A 17651-nucleotide genomic window follows, 5' to 3' on the forward strand; every position below is an offset into this window, starting at 1 on the left:
AGTAAAAGTTATTCAATCACGCGAGGAACAAGATACAAACCATCTTGAGTTGCTGGTGCAACTGCTTGGTACTCATCTCGATGATTGCTTTCAGTTACCACATCAGCACGTAAAGGTTGAGGATTGTCAAAAGGACTTTTCAAAGGTTCTACGCCTTCCGTATCAATGCCTTTTAAGGTTTCCATCATGCCTAAAATTTTATTTAGACTTTGAGCATATTCAGCAGATTGCGTATCATTGAGCGACAATCGAGCAAGATTGGCGATTGCTGAAACTGTTTGTGCATTTAAATCTGCTGAATGCTGTGCATCCGATGTAGACATAACATCACCTAATCAGTATTAAAAATTTTCAAAATATCGTGCGTTATAATAAGCGATTGACTTGTTCAAATCATCACATTTAGTTTAAAGTTGCCACCTTGCATCCACATGAAAGTTTAACTGAGAACGAACCGTGATTCTAAAACGACTAATTGGCTTGTTTTCGCCGGATCTAGCCATTGATTTAGGTACAGCAAATACACTTATTTATGCACCAGGCCGCGGCATTATATTAAATGAACCAACAGTTGTGGCAATTCGTCACAGTGGTTCACAAAAAATTGTTGCTGCTGTAGGTCTAGATGCTAAGCAAATGTTAGGCCGTACACCTGCGAATATTTCTGCAATTCGTCCAATGAAAGACGGTGTAATTGCGGATTTTGAAGTGACTGAAACCATGTTAAATCAGTTTATTGGTAAAGTTCACGAAAAACGTTTGTTCCCACCTGCACCTCGTGTGGTTGTATGTGTACCATGTAAATCAACTTTGGTCGAGCGTCGTGCGATTCGCGAAGCAGTATTTAATGCTGGTGCCCGTGATGTTCGTCTCATTGAAGAGCCTATGGCTGCTGCAATTGGCGCAGGTATGCCAGTTGAACAGGCATGTGGTTCTATGGTTGTGGATGTTGGTGGCGGTACAACAGAAATTGCAATTATTTCATTGCAAGGTTGTGTCTATGCTGACTCTTTACGCATCGGTGGTGACGTGTTTGATGAGCAAATCATCAATTATGTTCGTAAAGCTCATGGTTGCGTGATTGGTGAAACCACAGCAGAAATTATCAAAAAAGAAGTCGGTATGGCTGTTTCTGATGGCACAACATTAGAAATTGAAGTACGTGGTCGTAACCTTGCAGAAGGTGTACCTCGTGCAATTACCGTAACTTCGGACGAAATTACTCAAGCAATTTCTGATCCATTACAAAACATTGTAAGTGCAGTAAAATCAGCACTTGAGCAAACTCCTCCAGAACTTTCTTCTGATATTGCTGAGCGCGGTATTGTGTTGACAGGTGGTGGTGCATTGCTCCGTAACCTCGATAAATTATTAGCTCAAGAAACAGGTTTACCGGTTGTTGTTGCTGAAGATCCCCTTACTTGCGTGACCCGTGGTGGTGGTAAAGTATTGGAATTCTTTGACAACCCGAACCATGACATGCTTTTTGTTGGTTAAGTTTAAGGATTAGGCGGTGCAACAGAATATTTTTTCAAGACAGCCGCCATCTTTCCGCTCGTTCATTATTGCGGTCATTACATGTTTGGTTGTGCTGTTTTTTGACTGGCGCATGCCTTATGTAATTCAGCCAGCAAGGGATGTCTTGTACGCTGCATATAATCCAATTTATGCATTGGCCAGTTATCCGGTACTGTCGAGAGAATGGCTGAATCAACAAACAAAATCTGAAGCACAGCTGCGTCGTGAAAATACTGCGATGCAGGCTGAGTTGTTACAAGCCCAAGTCCGATTACAGAAGCTTTCTGAACTATCAGCTGAAAATACCCGTTTGCGTGGTCTGCTTGATACGCCGTTAATTATTGATGGTCGTATGGAGATTGCCGAAGTGATTGGTACCGATGCGGACCCATTGCGTCATATCATCATTATTAACCGAGGCTCTATGGACCATCTTAAGGTCGGCCAAACGGTTTTAGATGATAAGGGGATTATGGGGCAGATCATTAATGTATATCCTCATAGCTCACGTATAATGCTGTTATCAGATAAAGAACATTCACTTTCTGTGCGCCTTGAACGCACTGGAATGCGGGCGATTGTTTCTGGTACGGGTGATTTGGGCCGTTTGAAAATGGAATATGTTCCGACCAGTGCGAACATTCAGGTGGGGGATAAAGTGTTTAGCTCAGGTTTGGGTGAACATTTCCCAGCAGGTTATGCAGTGGGTACAGTTGCCAAAATAAGACGTCATAATTCAGGTGAATTTGCTGAAATTGATGTAACACCAGCAGCGCAATTAGCAACAGGACACCATGTTGTAGTGCTTTTCTCTGAGTCATTAGCGAAGGAGCAACCCTATGCCGATCGCTAAACTAAAGCGAGAAAAGAACAATGATCCATTATGGGGGATTATTATCTCCGTTATTATTGGATCAGTACTCATGATTTATCCGTTGTCTTACGATATTTCAGGCTGGCGTCCATTATTCATGCTGATGATTACGCTATTTTGGGTCGTCTGTCAGCCTTCTTGGTGTGGTGTCTGGTTTGCATTTGGAATGGGAATTTTTACAGATTTGTTGCTTGATGCGCCGTTAGGACTCAATGCTTTAAGTTTTGTCATTATGACTTTTCTAACCCGTTTTTTAATTCGGGAACGCCGTATTTTGACTTTTGGTAATTTGTGGACGATTGCAACTCTGGTCATTATTGCCCATTTAGTATTTATGTGGGTAACACAAACCATGGGTGGTATTCACTTTTCGCTTGCTAGACATTGGCAACCATTGATGACAAGTATCATCACTTGGCCCATCGTCTATTATTGTTTGGCAAAATGGCGCATATAGTTTTAGCTTCTAGTTCTCCTCGTCGGAAGGAACTATTACAACAATTGGGTTTGGTTTTTGAAATCTATAGCCCAGATATTGATGAGTCTGTTCATAAGGATGAACTGGTTCATCAATATGTTGAACGTTTAGCGAGAGAAAAAGCGCAAACTGTATTAAACCTTTTTCCAGAAGCAATTGTTATCGCTGCCGATACGAGTCTTGGGCTTGATGGCCAAATTATTGGCAAGCCTGAATCGAAAGATCATGCTTTTGAAATATGGAAACAACTATCTGGACGCTGGCATGACGTATTTTCAGGGATATGTATTGCCACTCAACAACAAGTTTTGAGTCAGGCGGTACAAACACAAGTTGAGTTCCAACATCTGACTATACAAGATATGGAAGACTATTGGGCCACAGGTGAGCCTGTAGGGAAGGCCGGTGGGTATGCAATTCAAGGAATTGCTTCTCAATATATTCCCCAAATTCAAGGAAGTTATAGTAATGTGGTAGGACTTCCTTTATACGAATTTGCACAGTTATTAAAAAGAGTAAAGACATAAAGGGGTTGTTATCATTCTTAATTGAATAGCATTGTCGATGAACAGTAGGCAAAGTTAAAGTTAACAGCTTCTCTGACTCTTTAATAAAAATTTTATAATGCTTTGAGTTTATGTATGTCAGAAGAATTACTTATTAATGTCACGCCTATGGAGTGTCGGGTGGCATTAATCGAAAATGGAACTGTTAATGAGCTGTATGTCGAGCGTACGGTCAAGCGCGGTCTAGTCGGTAATATTTACAAAGGCAAAGTCGTGCGAGTGCTTCCGGGTATGCAAGCTGCTTTTGTTGATATCGGTTTATCTCGAACAGCCTTCTTACACATCAATGATATGGTTTGGCCTCGTTCACAACCTACCCCCAATGTCTTTGAGCTATTACATCCCGGTCAAACCCTGACCGTTCAAGTCATGAAAGATATGTTAGGAACGAAAGGGGCACGTCTGAGTACAGATCTTTCAATTCCTTCTCGTTATCTGGTTCTCATGCCATATGGTAACCATATTGGCGTATCGCAGCGTATTGAGTCTGAAGAAGAGCGAGATAGATTACGTAATATTATTGAAGGTATTCAATCTGAACATAATCTGCCGGGTAGTGTGATTGTACGTACGGCTGCCGAAGGTGTGGATGAGGCAGAAATTGCACGGGATATGTGCTATCTGAGTAAATTATGGGAATACATCCAACGTAAGCAGATTGATGTTGCAGTTCCTTCCTTAATTTTTGAAGAACTTCCATTACCTCAGCGTATTATTCGAGATTTAGCAAGCGAAGAGACGGCAAAGATCTATGTCGATTCGAGAGAAATTCATGCCAAACTTATGGAGTTTGTTGAAGAATTTGTTCCGAATATGCAGAGTCGACTCATTCATTATCCGGGTGAGCGACCACTATTTGATCTTTATAATGTCGAAGAAGATATTCAAAAAGCCCTTCAAACCCGTGTAGCTTTGAAATCTGGTGGTTATCTTATGATCGACCAGACTGAAGCCATGACAACGATTGACGTGAATACTGGCTCATATGTCGGTGGTCGTAGTCTTGAAGACACGGTTTTTAAAACCAATATGGAAGCGACCCAAGTCATCGCACGTCAACTTAGACTGCGTAATTTAGGTGGTATTCTCATTATTGATTTTATTGACATGCAAGAAGCAATTCACCGTGAAGAGGTGATGCGTCAATTTGAAAAAATGCTTGAGCGCGATCACGCCAAGACAAAAATTACTCAGGTATCAGAACTTGGGCTGGTCGAAATGACCCGTAAACGAACACGTGAATCGTTAGAACATTTGTTGTGTGAGTCGTGTCCAACTTGCCAAGGGCGTGGTTTTGTCAAAACAGCAGAGACAGTGTGTTACGAGATATTTCGTGAGATATTACGCTATACCCGCGCATTTGAGTCAACGAGTGGCTTTACTGTCGTTGCCCATCCTTCTGTGATTGACCGATTATTAACAGCAGAAGCGCCAGCAGTGGCTGATTTAGAGCATTTCATCAACCGTGTGATTAAATTTCAGGTCGAAAATTTATATACGCAAGAGCAATACGATATCATTTTAAGTTAAAGTTGTAACAAGATATCGCTTAATCCTTGTTACAACTGAAATTTTACTTTCATTCATGAATTTTAAATACTACTTACATACAGTAGCCGTAGACGTTCTCCCTATTTAACGTCTTAGCAAACAATAAGAGGTATAACCCATGAATGTAAGTGAAAACTTAATTAGCAACGGTCTTAAACATGTTTTAGATAGTACGCCAGTAAATAGCTGCTATATGTTGAATGACCAAGGTAAAGAAGTGCCGATTACAACTGCGATGATTCGTTCAGTATGTCATCAGTTGCTTAACCAGTGCCGCACAATCAAAAAATAAGGGGCCAATTCAAAGCCCCTTAACTTTTTCTAACTTGCTGAATGACGTTTCAGCTGCTTCTCTGCAATAATTTCTTCAAAACGTTGAATCTCATCTTCTAAATGAGTCAAAAGGTTTTGCATTTTTGGTAAGGCATTTCGACAAGCTGTTAATCCAACTTCAAGCTTATCTAAATAACTGGTCATGGTAATATTTAAAGCTTGTCCGTCCATGACAATGGAAGCAGGGTAGAGAGCATCTAATTTCGCGCCATTCCAATAAAGTGGCTCACGTGGCCCTGGTACATTAGAAATCACTAAATTGAACGCCTGACGCTTAGGAAGCATTCCTGACATGATATTTAATCCTGCCGGACCATAAACAACCGCACTATAGTTTAAAATTTCATTAGCAGTCATACGGCTAAAGCGTTGCTTTGAGTTTTGCATGCTGCGACGAATAATTTCTAGACGTTCTAACGGTTGGTCTTTATGAGTCCCTAAATTTGCCAGAATCATGGTAATTCGGTTACTCATATCAGAATCATCTGTGCGTAATGAAGCTGGAACCATGGCAATAAGTGGCTTTTTAGGTAAGCTATTTTGACTAATCAAATATTCACGTAAAGCACCAGAACATACTGCCAATACAATATCGTTAATCGTTACGCCTAATGCTTTTGAAATTTTTCTAAGGCGGCTCAGTTCAAATGATTGAGCAGCAAAACGACGTGAAGCACTTACTCTTTGGTTCAAAATTGAAACTGGCGCCTGAAAGGTAGAAACATAATCAGGATTTTTGCCCATTTCTTTAAATATAGTCTGAGATAACTCTTGCATTACTTTAGGAGCTATATCGAGTTGAGACTTAATGCCTCCTAAAATACTCTTAATTTTACTTGTACTTGGAGTAGGCACTTTTAGGCGTTTAGTTCTCTTGCTTTCGACACACCATAAAGGAACGACGTGTTTCTCTTCAGGTGTTTTTGAAAGTGATTTTTCAATTAAACGCATGCCTGCAACGCCATCAACCATTGCATGATGGATTTTAAAATACATCGCAAAACGGTTGCCTTCGATTCCTTCAATAATGTCACAGGTCCAAAGCGGCTTGGCGCGGTCAATTAATGAACTATGTTGCTGGGAAATATAAACCAAAAGCTCACGAATGCGCCCTGGATGAGGCAAAGCAATATGGCGAAAGTGATGATCGATATCGAACTCTTCATCCTCATCCCAAAATAGACCATTTAAACGGTTATTGAAGGGCGGAATAGGAATGCTTTTTGAGCGTTTAATATCTTCTACTAAATCATGTACAAAGGTTTCAGGTGCATTTTCAGGAATTTCAAATAAAAATAATCCACCGACATGCATGGGTTGCTGTCTTTTTTCAAGTGACAGAAAAATGAAATCAATTGGGTGTAATGGACGCATAAATCATTGTGCCTCATGCATTTTTCTAAGAAGCCCTTATCTGAGCTCTTATTAGAATTATAGAACCGTAAAATTAAGTATATAGCGTTTAGAGTAGATAAAATATGACTTTGTGTACGTAACATGACATAAAAAAAACCACTGATTTAGCAGTGGTTTTTTGATAACAAATTACTTTTTCATGTTGCCTGCATGTAATCCGCACTCTTTTTGAGTCGCTTCTTCCCACCACCAACGCCCTTCACGCTCATGTTGGTTTGGTAATACAGCTCGTGTACACGGTTCACAGCCAATAGAAACAAAACCACGTTCGTGGAGAGGGTTATATGGAATTTCCATCATACGGATGTAGCTCCATACCTCAGCACTTGTCCAGTTCGCTAAAGGGTTATATTTAATGAGTTGCTTGCCTGGACCTGAGAAGCCAGCGTCAGCTTGTACGACAGGAATTTCTGTACGTGTACCTGGACTTTGATCTTTACGTTGACCTGTAATCCAGCCATCTAAAGTCGCAAGTTTTTTACGTAAAGGCTGAACTTTTCGAATACCACAACATTCCTGATGCCCATCTGTAAAAAAGCTGAATAAACCTTTTTCGTTTACCATGTTTTGAACAGCTTCAGATTCAGGGAAACAAATTTCGATATTGATATTGTAGTGTTTACGGACAGTTTCAATAAATTGATACGTTTCAGCATGGAGGCGGCCAGTGTCGAGACTAAAGACACGGAAAGATTTACCCAAACGTGAAGCAATATCAATTAAAACAACATCTTCTGCTCCCGAAAAAGAAATTGCGATTTCACCTTGTTGGCTTAAGGCAAGTTCTAAAATTTCCCGAGGGCTTTTGGTTGCATATTCAGCAGCAAGAGCATCTACGATATCAATAGTCGGAATAACGGTCATGTGTGTTCCTGGCAAAAGGCTTGGGCGCATTGAGTTATGAAAAATATTCTAAAGGATAGTTGTTAAAGTGCTTAGCACTTTAATTTCGATCCTTATGAATAAAATTGATTTGATCAATAACAACGCAAAACTGAAAATCTTAATGGTATGATACAGCAATTTTTAACCAACGTTGGAAGCATTCATGGAAATCGTATGCCTAGATCTTGAAGGGGTTTTAGTTCCTGAAATCTGGATCAATTTCGCTAAAAAAACAGGGATTAAAGAACTCGAGGCTACAACTCGTGATATTCCGGATTATGATGTTTTAATGACTCAGCGTCTTAATATTTTAAAACAACACGGTCTAGGCTTAAATGATATTCAAGAAGTCATTGCCGAGATGGGGCCTTTACCAGGTGCAAAAGAATTTGTTGAATGGGTGAGCACTCATTTCCAACTCGTGATCTTGTCAGATACTTTCTATGAGTTTGCACATCCTTTAATGAAGCAATTGGGTTGGCCAACCATTTTCTGTCATAAATTAGAGACAGATGAACAAGGAATGATTACGGCTTATAAGCTACGTCAACCAGATCAAAAACGTGAATCGGTTAAGGCACTTCATGGCTTAAATTTCCGCGTAATCGCTGCGGGCGATTCATATAACGATACAACCATGCTGGGTGAAGCTGACCATGGTTTCTTATTTGATGCGCCGACAAACGTTATTGCTGAGTTTCCACAGTTTCCAGCAATTAATGGATATGATGCATTAAAAGAAGCAATCCGTTCAGTTTCGAAACGTACGATTCCAGCTTAAGAGTAAATAATAAAAAAGGCGCTTTAAGCGCCTTTTTTATATGAATGAGTTTTGAAACTTAGAATTTATAACCAAGTTTTAAACCATAAGCGATTGCATTGTTGTCAGAGAACTCTGCAAGATATTGGTCGCTACCAGCTTGTGCGCCAGTTTGAGCTTTAGCATCGCCCAACCAGAAGTATTTTACGCCACCAGCAATAAACGTTTGTGGAGTAGGGCTATATTGAAGGCCTAAACCTACGTTCCAGTAACCTTCAGTTGGGCCTAGAGTTGTGATTGGGTCACCAGCACCAGAGTCCCAACCTACAGAAACATTACCCGCCCATTTGTCGTTAAGTTTTCGACCAACACCTGTAGTCACTGTCCATTGGTCATCTGCATAGCTAACTAAATCGAAGCCATTTGGACGGTTAACAATAGGTAGTTGCCCTACAACTTTTGATAGTTGCCCAAATTTGTATGGTTGAACAGAGAAATCTTTCCAGTTCACCCAACGTACGTTGGCAAAGGCAACAGTGTCAGCCATGATTCCCGTTTGGAAATCAAAGTTAACTGATTGAGGCGTCGTAATTGTGGTATCTGCTGAGCTATTTTTAATTGCTTCACCAGCTGCAGCTTGTCCTAATAGTGAAAGCGCAGGAAGTGTAGGTAAGTTTTCACGAATATTGACATCATGGTCAACTTCAGAACGATAAGTTAAAGAAGCTTTTAATGCAATTTCTGGAATTTGATAAGCAAAACCTGCTAACCAACCCACACCGCCAGTTTCTTTAATATCTGCATCATAGCCATTATAGATACTATAAGCTTGTCCACGAAGACTAATGTTCCCCTTAATTGTTTGGTATACACCACCCGCATAGAGATTCCAGTTTTTGTTTGGTTGGAAACCAAATACCATTGCTAGGTTCTGGGTATCAACTTCAACTTTTGTGCCACCCTTGCCAAGCAAACCATTAATGTTATTTATTCCAGCATCTACTGCTTTTGTGACACCTTCTGTGATTTGTTGCATCGCTGCAGTATTCGCTTGAATAGCTGCTTTTGCTTGATCAATATTAGCCCCAGGTAGAGCGCCAGAATCTAGCAGCTTTTGTGCTGCATCTGTAACTTGAGTGTTAATTCCGTTTGTAATAGTTTGCTGGCGAATAACTGCTAAAGCAGCCGGAGCTAGAATTGTATTAGAAGAGTCTGAAACGAATACATTTTGACCTTTATATTCTGCATCTGCACCAAATGGTTGGTCATAAAGTAAACCAAATGAGAATTTATCGTTAATTTGTAGTTTTAATGCTGCATTAGGGAAATAATAATCCTCACCCATATCAGCAATATCACGGCGAGTTGCGCTTGATCCTGCTTCTTTACCCGATACATCTGGGTCTAGAGCAGTGATACCAGCTTCAAAGTAGTTTCCTGGCTGCAAAAATGCAGACATTGATTGTCCAGAGCGATCCAATGCTGCTGCAAAAACCCCAGTTGCAGGCAGCGTTGCTAAAATCATTGCAGTGCTCAGATGTTTTAATTTCATTTTAATCTTTCCTTGAACTTCAAGACATTTTTTTAAAAGTAACAGAGTTAAACCGTTTAAACTGTGTTGCCTTCAAAGCTTCTAATTACAACTTATAAAAGCTTTGATAACTCCATGTAACAAAAATAGCATAATTACAATAAGAGTAAATCTGTTATATGAACTGAAGAGTACTCACTTTTTATACAAATAGTGTCAATAATGGATGAAATATGAAGGAATATTTGTATTGAAAAATTAATTTAATTAATTGATATTTATATTTTTTATCTATTAGTAAAGTGGATTGTTTTAGTGACATTTTTGTCATAAATCCAAGAAAAATGGTCAAAGATTTTTTTGTAAAAATATGAACTAAGTGATTATGAAATGAGTATTGGTCGCCATTTTTACTGGATAAGTCTAGTTTTTCTACATCTGTATATTATTGATTCAGTTTTATATTCTTAATTTTATGAAAAAGTTTCCCTTAATTTTTTTACCATTCGATCTATTTTTTTGAGTAACTTTAGTTTCCTGTTTGGAAATGACTATAAGAGAGAATAACCAAAAATAAAAGATAGATTTAGCTATTCTATTTTTAGAGCTAAAACACAGCGTTAGAGTGGATATAACTTTTCATCAAATTGCTCAAGCTTGGGAAAGTTTAGTGGTTCAAGTTGGTCTAGATGAGTGAGATACGTCACATAGTCTTCAAGAAGGATTTCTCGTGCTTCTTGGCTAATGTAAGGTACGTGGTAAGCAGTGAATGGCGGTAGAACTTCAAAACCAGCATATGCCAAAGTACCGCGCTGAATCGGGGATAGATAATTTTCGATTGGGCCATGAATGGAGTTCTCCCCAAACATGTGTGTTCTACCACCGAGTGTTAAACACAACATCGCTTTTTTACCAGCCATTCCGCCGTGGTTATAAAAACGTTTACCACCGTAAAAGAGTCCTGAAACAAACACACGATCAATCCAGCCTTTTAAAATTGCTGGCACAGATGTCCAATAGAGTGGGAAATTTAAAATGACTAAATCAGCTTTTTTAACCTTTTCAATTTCTGCTTGAATATCAGGAGCTAGAAGTTGATTTTTACTGGCATTTCTTTGCTCTAATGCATAGTTAAAATAATCAGGTTGGTTGAGTTCTAAAAAATCTTCTTTTGATGCAACTGGATTAAATTGCATTGCATATAAGTCTGAAACTTCTACTCGATGGCCCAGTTTTTCAAAGGTTTGTTTAGCTGTACTTTTTAATGCGGTCGTAAAAGATAATGGTTCTGGATGAGCATGGACAATCAAGATATTCATAGGGGAGACCTGTATTTTTTTGGAAATTGTACTGCCTAGAGCAATTCAGCGGATTTTATTTTGTATAACTATGCATCAATCTAAAAGAATGGCATAGTTCATGAACCGACAGTTTTTACCATTTCACGCCATTTTATTTTGTTCAATCGGTGCCTATGAATCCAGAATTACCCGGGACTTATATTAACTTAATCGTCGAGACTGTTAGGCAGTGGGGTGTCTCTAGTGAGCAGCTTTTAGAGGGAAGCGGCATAACAATAGATCAATTAAAAAAACCTTATTGGTATGTTGAGTTCAATACCTTAAATCAGCTTATAGAGCGAGCCATCGAATTGTGCAAAGAACCAGCTTTAGCTGGGTATTTAGCTTTAGAAATGACAGCCTCATGTTATGGTTCAGTCGGAATGGCTGCCATGGTTTCTCCAAACTTAGGAGAAGCATTGAAAATACTTGAACAGTTTATTGGGGCACGTTGCGAAGTTTTTAAACCAGAATTAAAGCAAGAAAATAATTATGTATGTTGGTTAATTCATCAACCTGTCAAAGCATTTCAGTTGAGCCGAAATGCCAACTTTTTTTTGTTAGTCGGTTTTGTTCAAATTGCAAAAAAATTAACAGGCTTATCCAATTTAGGAAAAGTTGAATTACGAATGCCGGAACCGACAGGTTTTGCCAAAATGAGTAATCAGCTGGCTGTGACTTGTTTATTTAATCAAAAGCGTAATAGCTGGATATTTCCAAAAGAATATTTAGAACAGCCTATATTGACGGCAGACCCGATGTTGGCACCTTTGCTCAATGCACAATGTAAGCGAGATATCGAAAAATTAAAGTTACAAAGTGGCTGGAAAGGGCGAGTTAAACAAGTTACTGAAAAATTGCTTGTGAATGGGGAGGGTGAGACATTGAAAGTCGGACAAGTAGCTAAAATCATAAATATTTCAGAGCGAACTTTGCAACGTTATTTAGCTATTGAAAATACAAGTTTCACTGTCTTGGTTGACTCACTTAGAAAGCAACATGCTCAAAAACTTTTGGCTCAAAATAACATGTCGATTGAAAAAGTTGCTTTAACTTTAGGATATGCCGACACCTCTCATTTTACCCGTGCATTTAAACGTTGGATGGGAGTCACACCCAAGTATTTTCAGACGCAACGCAAAATGGATGAATTAAGTTCAAATTTGAGTTGAAAAGGCCACTGATTTAATTGCGTGACCTCTAAAACTGATTCGAGAGCTTTAAACCGTTTGTTTTGGCTTAGATGAAAGTGACTGAATCACTTTAAAATAGCTAGGTGGTGTTGGAACATGTCCGCGGTCTCTCAATAAACGATGCATATGCGGCAATTTGAAGTAGGGTACAGAAGCCATTAAATGGTGTTCCATGTGGTAATTGACATGAATAGGGGCCACAAAGCTTCTAGCAATCCAACCCGCTTGTGTTGTACGGGTATTGGTTAAGGCTGTATTACTCGTTTGCATTCCTGCATGTTCGGCCATTGAGCGAATTCTTAAAAATAATGGGAATGGGGTCAAATACGCTAAAGGCCATAACCAATAAAACCGTTGCTGACCAAAAGCCTTTAAAAGGCAATAGAGTGCTACATTGGTCGCAATGGCCCCAGTACTATTTTTTGCAAGGCTTTTTGCATAATCAACCAGATTTTTATTGCTGCGGTCTAACCAGACTTGATCATTTGCAACGGTCCATTTCATTAAATCGAGATCCATTAACACTCGACCAAAGCTAAACTTTAATCCCGTCATACCCGTTAAGTCGCGTAAGAATTTTCGAGTAAGTGATTTTTTGCTTACAGGAAAATCCGAGACCAAAGAAAGGTCAGGGTCATCTGGAGTAGACGTTTTTGCATGATGACGAACGTGATGTTGACGATATTTATGTAAATCATTCCAGATCGGGCGGGCACATAACCATTCACCTACGAAGTCATTAATTTTTTTATTTTTGAACAAGCTTTTATGTGATGCATCATGCATCAAAATTGCTAGGCATAACTGGCGACCAGCCAATATGGCCAAGGCAAGCATACAAGCAAGTAATTTGCCCCAACTTGGCAAGTAATCCCACATCATGATTAAGCTAGCAAATGTTCCGCCAATAACAGCCCACGTACTTGCAACAGCCCAAGCGCCGTATGCATCTGAAGGCTCTGTGAGTTCTTGTATTTCTTCTCTGCTAAATAGATCGGTCACACTCACCTGTGTATTCATTTTTATTCTCCCAAATTAGATTTTGGTTTCCATATTTTATATTACAAATATAATCATAAAATTTTAAAATGTGAAATATTTGTTTGTAAAAAAATAAATCGACCTTTAATGGGCTAATTCATTTTCATAAAGTTTTTGCCACAGTTTTTGCCCAATTAAATCGAGCTGCTGTACATTTTGAGCAAACTGATTTCGGGCATGTTCATTAACAAAGGGAGAGGGCAGCAAAGGATCATTCATTAGCAAAGTAATGGTTTCTCGTCCTAATAACAAAGCTTGAGCAGCAGCGTCATTGAGCGGTAATTTTTCATATTTTAAAAGCCATTGCTGAATATCTTGGCTATAGTTTTTGTAGTTTAATTCGAGCTGTTGGGTATCCCATAAAGAAGCAATTAACTGAACTGTTTTTGAGTCAAATTTTTGCATAATAGAAATTTTAGCTTCATTTTCAAGGCCTGCTAAAACAAGTTCTTCACATGTTTTTTCGAAACTATAGGCTAAATTATCTGGACGTATATAAATTCCAGTTTCAAGTTCTTTAAAGCCAAATTGACGTAATGCTCGTTCTCTCTTTTTTAAAGCGGTGCGATCTATACGACCTAACGTGCCAGTAAATACTGCCAGATAATGCTGTTGCCATTCTTTGGTCTGTTTAATGCCATTTTTACGGTTCAAAATAACTTTAGCCCATTCTTTTGTTGATGGCGAAAGTTGATAAATACCGCGCTCGACACTCTCTATCATGCCTTCATTTAATAACCGAGTCGTAGCAACACGAATACCATTTTCACTTAAGTTGAAAAGTTTGGCGGCAATCAATATTTGTTTAATGGTGAGCTGAGGATAGGCTGAGGAAAGAAACAAATCGATAATAAGATGGCGTGCATTAATTTTGGTATTTTTCATTCAGATATAATTTTTGATATGAGCTGCATTTAATCACAATAATATCATGTTTTTTAAAGGGCTTTTTAAGATCATTTTGTAGAGTAGGCCCAGACAAAAAAGTTTTATCTTGAGCAAGAGAAATTTTGGCAGTTCTTTACCAAGTTTTATCTTTTTACGATAGTTAACCCAAGTTTGTCATCATGATGTGATACATTATCGCACTTTAAATAAACTGCCTTTAACTAGGGGCAATAACCACAAACGTTAGAAATGATCTGATATTGAACATGTGTTAAGCCAAATTTGAGGCTTACAATTGCGATAAAATAAATTTTAGGTCGTTCTAATGATTAACTTTCTTTGAGCAAGTTATGGAAAATTTTGAAGTTATAAAAGCACTGTTTTTAGGCTTTGTCGAAGGCTTAACTGAATTTTTACCCATCTCGAGTACAGGCCATCTAATTTTATTTGGTCATATTATCGATTTCCATTCAGACGGCGGTCGTGTATTTGAGGTCGTAATTCAGTTAGGTGCTATTTTAGCAGTGTGCTGGTTATACCGACAAAAAATTGTTAACTTGATTAAGGGCTTCTTCAGTGGTGATGTGGAATCACGTCATTTTGCCATAAGTGTACTTATTGCATTCTTCCCAGCAGTCATTATTGGGGTTTTGGCAGTAGACTTTATTAAAAGTGTTTTATTCAGCCCAATTGTGGTTGCGATTGCCTTAATTGTTGGTGCTCTTATTATTTTCTGGGTTGAATCTAGACAATTTGAACATAAGACAGACGATGCAACCAAAATTACTTTTAAACAAGCACTTTTAGTTGGACTTGCTCAGTGTGTTGCCATGATTCCGGGAACTTCACGTTCAGGTGCGACTATTGTGGGTGGAATGTTTGCGGGTTTATCACGTAAAGCTGCTACAGAATTTTCTTTCTTCCTCGCTATGCCAACCATGTTAGGCGCTGCAACTTTTGACTTGATTAAAAATGCTGACGTACTGACCGCCGATAATATGATTAATATTGGGGTAGGTTTCGTTGCCGCTTTTATTGCCGCTTTATTTGTTGTAAAAGCATTGGTACTGTTTGTAGAGCGTCATACGTTACGCGTATTTGCGTGGTATCGAATTGCATTAGGTGTCATCATTTTAATTGCAGCAATGTTCTTTAATTTATCGGCTTAAAATCAGATGAAGTGAAAAAGCCTAGAATATTCTAGGCTTTTTTATGCCTAAAAATTGATTTGAATTGCCTATTTATACAAAGTAAACGTAAGACAGATGTTTTCATTTTAGGTTCATTGTTATATTGATTTAAACAAGATATGGAGCATATGAATGACCCTTCCAACCACTATGAAAATTATTGAAATTACGGCTCCTGGTGGACCTGAGGTCCTAAAAGTTCAAGAGGCGAATATTCCCGTACCTCAAGCAGATGAAGTCTTAATTGAGGTAAAGGCTGCTGGAATTAACCGCCCAGACGTTTTACAGCGTATGGGGTTATATCCTATGCCTAAAGGCGTTACTCAAATACCGGGTCTTGAAGTTGCCGGTGTCGTGGTTGCTGTAGGTGACCAAGTGGAACAGTTTAAAGTTGGAGATAAAGTCTGTGCTTTAACCAATGGCGGTGGTTATGCAGAGTACTGCGCGGTAACTGCAACTCAAGTATTACCAATACCTGAAAATTTATCATTTACACAAGCTGCTGCGATTCCAGAAACATTTTTTACGGTTTGGGCGAATCTATTTGATATTGGCCGTTTAAAAGAAAATGAAACGGCACTCATTCATGGTGGGGCAAGTGGAATTGGAACCACAGCTTTAGCCATTTGCCAAGCTTTAGGGATTAAAACTTTTGCTACGGTTGGAAGCGAAGATAAAGTTGAAGCACTCTCAAATTTCACTACAGCAATTAATTATAAAACCCAAGATTTTGAACAAGAAATATTGAAACAAACTCAAGACCAAGGTGTTGATGTTATCTTGGATATTGTTGGTGGATCTTATTTCCAGAAAAATTTAAACCTATTAAAACGTGATGGTCGACTCGTCATTATTGGTTTTATGGGAGGGCGCATTGCAAAAGAATTTGATTTACAAAAATTGATTTTAAAACGTGCCACCATTACAGGTTCAACCATGCGAGCACGTACGGCCCAAGAAAAAGCACAAATTGCCCAATCGTTGCATGAGCATGTGTGGCCATTACTGGCACAAGGTAAGTGTTTACCTCAAATTTATAAAACATATACTTTTTCAGATGTACAAAGTGCCCATGCGTGTATGGAGCAAGGTGACCACATCGGAAAGATCGTTTTAGAGATGAATATGTAAAGTTATAATAATTAAGGTTTAGGTGAACGACAGGTTTGCCTAAACTGAGCTTAGTAATTTTTTATCAAATTTACGTATTCCCTGATGCTCGAGAGAAAGGAATGAATATCGACATTGGTTATATGCTGGGCGCCTCACCTTGGCTAGTGGGTGAAAACCTTGAAAAACTCGGTGTCGAAATTTTAAATGATGGTATTACTGGGCAATGTCATAGAGACCATAAACTATTAAAAGGCGATAGCCCACTTGCTTCTAATAATTTAGGCAAACTGACAGCTGAAACGTTGTTGGCTGAAGTGAAGGATTGAGTATATTGTTTTATAGAAATAGGGCTTTTTATTAAGTCCTATTTTTTTATAATAAATAGAGTGTTAGGTGGAAATTTGAAAATGGTAAATGATGTAAAATCAGCATAATAAGTAAGAAAATAGGAGAATATTAAAATGATAAAAATAGAAGATATAAATCTACTTGAGCAAGGATATAAGTTGGTTTTTGATTTAAGGTCATCTTCTTCAATATTGATGGATGAAAATTATATCAAAAATATACAACAAACTACGTTGGATAAGGGAACAACTATGGGGCTTAAGGGTGACAATGGTTTATATGCAACAGCTGAATGGTGGGGAAATATCGAAAATGGTAATATAGAAAATTACTATATTAGAGGGTTAATAGTTGAAATAAATGAAGAAAATCCATTTATAGATGGAAGTACCATGATTACAATTAAAGTAAATGGAACGGATAAAGAAATATTTCAAGATATAGTTTTTACTAATGAAAAAGAAAAGGCTATAAGTAAAGAGCTCTATAAAGTTGGAAATGAAATAGTATCCATTTATATTTTGGATAAATTAAAAGAGGATGATGTTTGGAATTGGGTAGTAGAAGAAAAACTAGGTGTTTCTCCATTACTTAATAGGGTTTATATTAAGGGTGGGGATTAAAAT

General features: G+C 38.4%; 18 protein-coding genes and 1 pseudogene. 12 read left to right on the plus strand and 7 right to left on the minus strand.

Annotation, left to right across the window (positions count from 1 at the left end; all coding sequences use genetic code 11):
- Positions 1 to 8: 8 nt before the first annotated feature.
- Complete coding sequence (gatC, locus tag KTH84_RS15765; protein ID WP_000107699.1) at positions 9 to 323, minus strand: Asp-tRNA(Asn)/Glu-tRNA(Gln) amidotransferase subunit GatC; 315 nt, start codon at positions 321 to 323, stop codon at positions 9 to 11.
- A 133-nt stretch (positions 324 to 456) separates the two neighbouring features.
- Between gatC and KTH84_RS15770 the strand changes: the two genes are divergently transcribed.
- The 6 genes from KTH84_RS15770 to KTH84_RS15795 all read left to right on the plus strand — a co-directional run bounded on the left by KTH84_RS15770 (position 457) and on the right by KTH84_RS15795 (position 5279).
- The gene (locus KTH84_RS15770; protein WP_004789315.1) at positions 457 to 1497 is read left to right on the plus strand and encodes a rod shape-determining protein; all 1041 of its coding nucleotides are present in this window, start codon (positions 457 to 459) and stop codon (positions 1495 to 1497) included.
- A 16-nt stretch (positions 1498 to 1513) separates the two neighbouring features.
- Positions 1514 to 2371 carry a rod shape-determining protein MreC gene (gene mreC, locus KTH84_RS15775; RefSeq protein ID WP_133971958.1) on the plus strand — a complete coding sequence of 286 codons (858 nt, stop codon included), beginning with the start codon at positions 1514 to 1516 and terminating at the stop codon, positions 2369 to 2371.
- The gene (mreD, locus tag KTH84_RS15780; protein WP_042897684.1) at positions 2358 to 2849 is read left to right on the plus strand and encodes a rod shape-determining protein MreD; all 492 of its coding nucleotides are present in this window, start codon (positions 2358 to 2360) and stop codon (positions 2847 to 2849) included. Before mreC ends, mreD begins: the two co-directional genes overlap by 14 nt.
- Complete coding sequence (locus KTH84_RS15785) at positions 2837 to 3397, plus strand: Maf-like protein (protein ID WP_262474090.1); 561 nt, start codon at positions 2837 to 2839, stop codon at positions 3395 to 3397. Before mreD ends, KTH84_RS15785 begins: the two co-directional genes overlap by 13 nt.
- A gap of 114 nt (positions 3398 to 3511) precedes the next feature.
- Complete coding sequence (gene rng, locus KTH84_RS15790; RefSeq protein WP_042897681.1) at positions 3512 to 4966, plus strand: ribonuclease G; 1455 nt, start codon at positions 3512 to 3514, stop codon at positions 4964 to 4966.
- A gap of 139 nt (positions 4967 to 5105) precedes the next feature.
- Complete coding sequence (locus tag KTH84_RS15795) at positions 5106 to 5279, plus strand: PA1571 family protein (protein ID WP_075431535.1); 174 nt, start codon at positions 5106 to 5108, stop codon at positions 5277 to 5279.
- A gap of 29 nt (positions 5280 to 5308) precedes the next feature.
- Here KTH84_RS15795 and KTH84_RS15800 read toward each other — a convergent pair whose 3' ends face one another.
- Both KTH84_RS15800 and KTH84_RS15805 read right to left on the minus strand, forming a co-directional pair.
- Entirely contained in the window at positions 5309 to 6694 is a 1386-nt protein-coding gene (locus KTH84_RS15800) for a WS/DGAT/MGAT family O-acyltransferase (RefSeq protein ID WP_262474094.1), read from the minus strand.
- 171 nt (positions 6695 to 6865) lie between these two features.
- A complete protein-coding gene (locus KTH84_RS15805) occupies positions 6866 to 7600 on the minus strand; it encodes a phosphoadenylyl-sulfate reductase (RefSeq protein WP_262474097.1) in 735 nt (244 codons plus the stop codon).
- 184 nt (positions 7601 to 7784) lie between these two features.
- Between KTH84_RS15805 and thrH the strand changes: the two genes are divergently transcribed.
- Entirely contained in the window at positions 7785 to 8402 is a 618-nt protein-coding gene (gene thrH, locus KTH84_RS15810) for a bifunctional phosphoserine phosphatase/homoserine phosphotransferase ThrH (RefSeq protein ID WP_202743428.1), read from the plus strand.
- A 58-nt stretch (positions 8403 to 8460) separates the two neighbouring features.
- Here thrH and KTH84_RS15815 read toward each other — a convergent pair whose 3' ends face one another.
- Both KTH84_RS15815 and KTH84_RS15820 read right to left on the minus strand, forming a co-directional pair.
- Positions 8461 to 9933 carry an outer membrane protein transport protein gene (locus tag KTH84_RS15815; RefSeq protein WP_262474100.1) on the minus strand — a complete coding sequence of 491 codons (1473 nt, stop codon included), beginning with the start codon at positions 9931 to 9933 and terminating at the stop codon, positions 8461 to 8463.
- A gap of 599 nt (positions 9934 to 10532) precedes the next feature.
- Positions 10533 to 11231 (minus strand): NAD(P)H-dependent oxidoreductase, encoded by a 699-nt coding sequence (locus KTH84_RS15820; RefSeq protein ID WP_133971966.1) that lies wholly within the window; start codon positions 11229 to 11231, stop codon positions 10533 to 10535.
- Between the two features lie 155 nt (positions 11232 to 11386).
- Between KTH84_RS15820 and KTH84_RS15825 the strand changes: the two genes are divergently transcribed.
- Entirely contained in the window at positions 11387 to 12424 is a 1038-nt protein-coding gene (locus KTH84_RS15825) for an AraC family transcriptional regulator (RefSeq protein ID WP_262474102.1), read from the plus strand.
- Between the two features lie 48 nt (positions 12425 to 12472).
- Here the strand turns inward: KTH84_RS15825 and KTH84_RS15830 are convergent, their stop codons facing one another.
- Positions 12473 to 13465 (minus strand): fatty acid desaturase family protein, encoded by a 993-nt coding sequence (locus KTH84_RS15830; protein ID WP_262474103.1) that lies wholly within the window; start codon positions 13463 to 13465, stop codon positions 12473 to 12475.
- Positions 13466 to 13570: 105 nt separating this feature from the next.
- Complete coding sequence (locus KTH84_RS15835) at positions 13571 to 14371, minus strand: PaaX family transcriptional regulator C-terminal domain-containing protein (RefSeq protein WP_262474105.1); 801 nt, start codon at positions 14369 to 14371, stop codon at positions 13571 to 13573.
- 353 nt (positions 14372 to 14724) lie between these two features.
- Here KTH84_RS15835 and KTH84_RS15840 point away from each other — a divergent pair, with 353 nt between their 5' ends.
- From KTH84_RS15840 to KTH84_RS15855, 4 genes and pseudogenes are all read left to right on the plus strand, one after another.
- The gene (locus KTH84_RS15840) at positions 14725 to 15543 is read left to right on the plus strand and encodes an undecaprenyl-diphosphate phosphatase (RefSeq protein WP_133971974.1); all 819 of its coding nucleotides are present in this window, start codon (positions 14725 to 14727) and stop codon (positions 15541 to 15543) included.
- Positions 15544 to 15696: 153 nt separating this feature from the next.
- The gene (locus tag KTH84_RS15845; protein ID WP_262474108.1) at positions 15697 to 16695 is read left to right on the plus strand and encodes an NAD(P)H-quinone oxidoreductase; all 999 of its coding nucleotides are present in this window, start codon (positions 15697 to 15699) and stop codon (positions 16693 to 16695) included.
- Positions 16696 to 16757: 62 nt separating this feature from the next.
- Positions 16758 to 17003 (plus strand): annotated as a pseudogene (locus KTH84_RS15850) (protein deglycase HchA); the annotation flags it as partial.
- 135 nt (positions 17004 to 17138) lie between these two features.
- Positions 17139 to 17648: a hypothetical protein gene (locus tag KTH84_RS15855; protein ID WP_262474109.1), complete on the plus strand. Its 510-nt coding sequence runs from the start codon at positions 17139 to 17141 to the stop codon at positions 17646 to 17648.
- The last annotated feature ends 3 nt before the right edge of the window (positions 17649 to 17651 follow it).

Origin of the sequence: Acinetobacter sp. WU_MDCI_Abxb74, from assembly GCF_025513915.1 — a bacterium.
Classification (GTDB): domain Bacteria; phylum Pseudomonadota; class Gammaproteobacteria; order Pseudomonadales; family Moraxellaceae; genus Acinetobacter; species Acinetobacter calcoaceticus_C.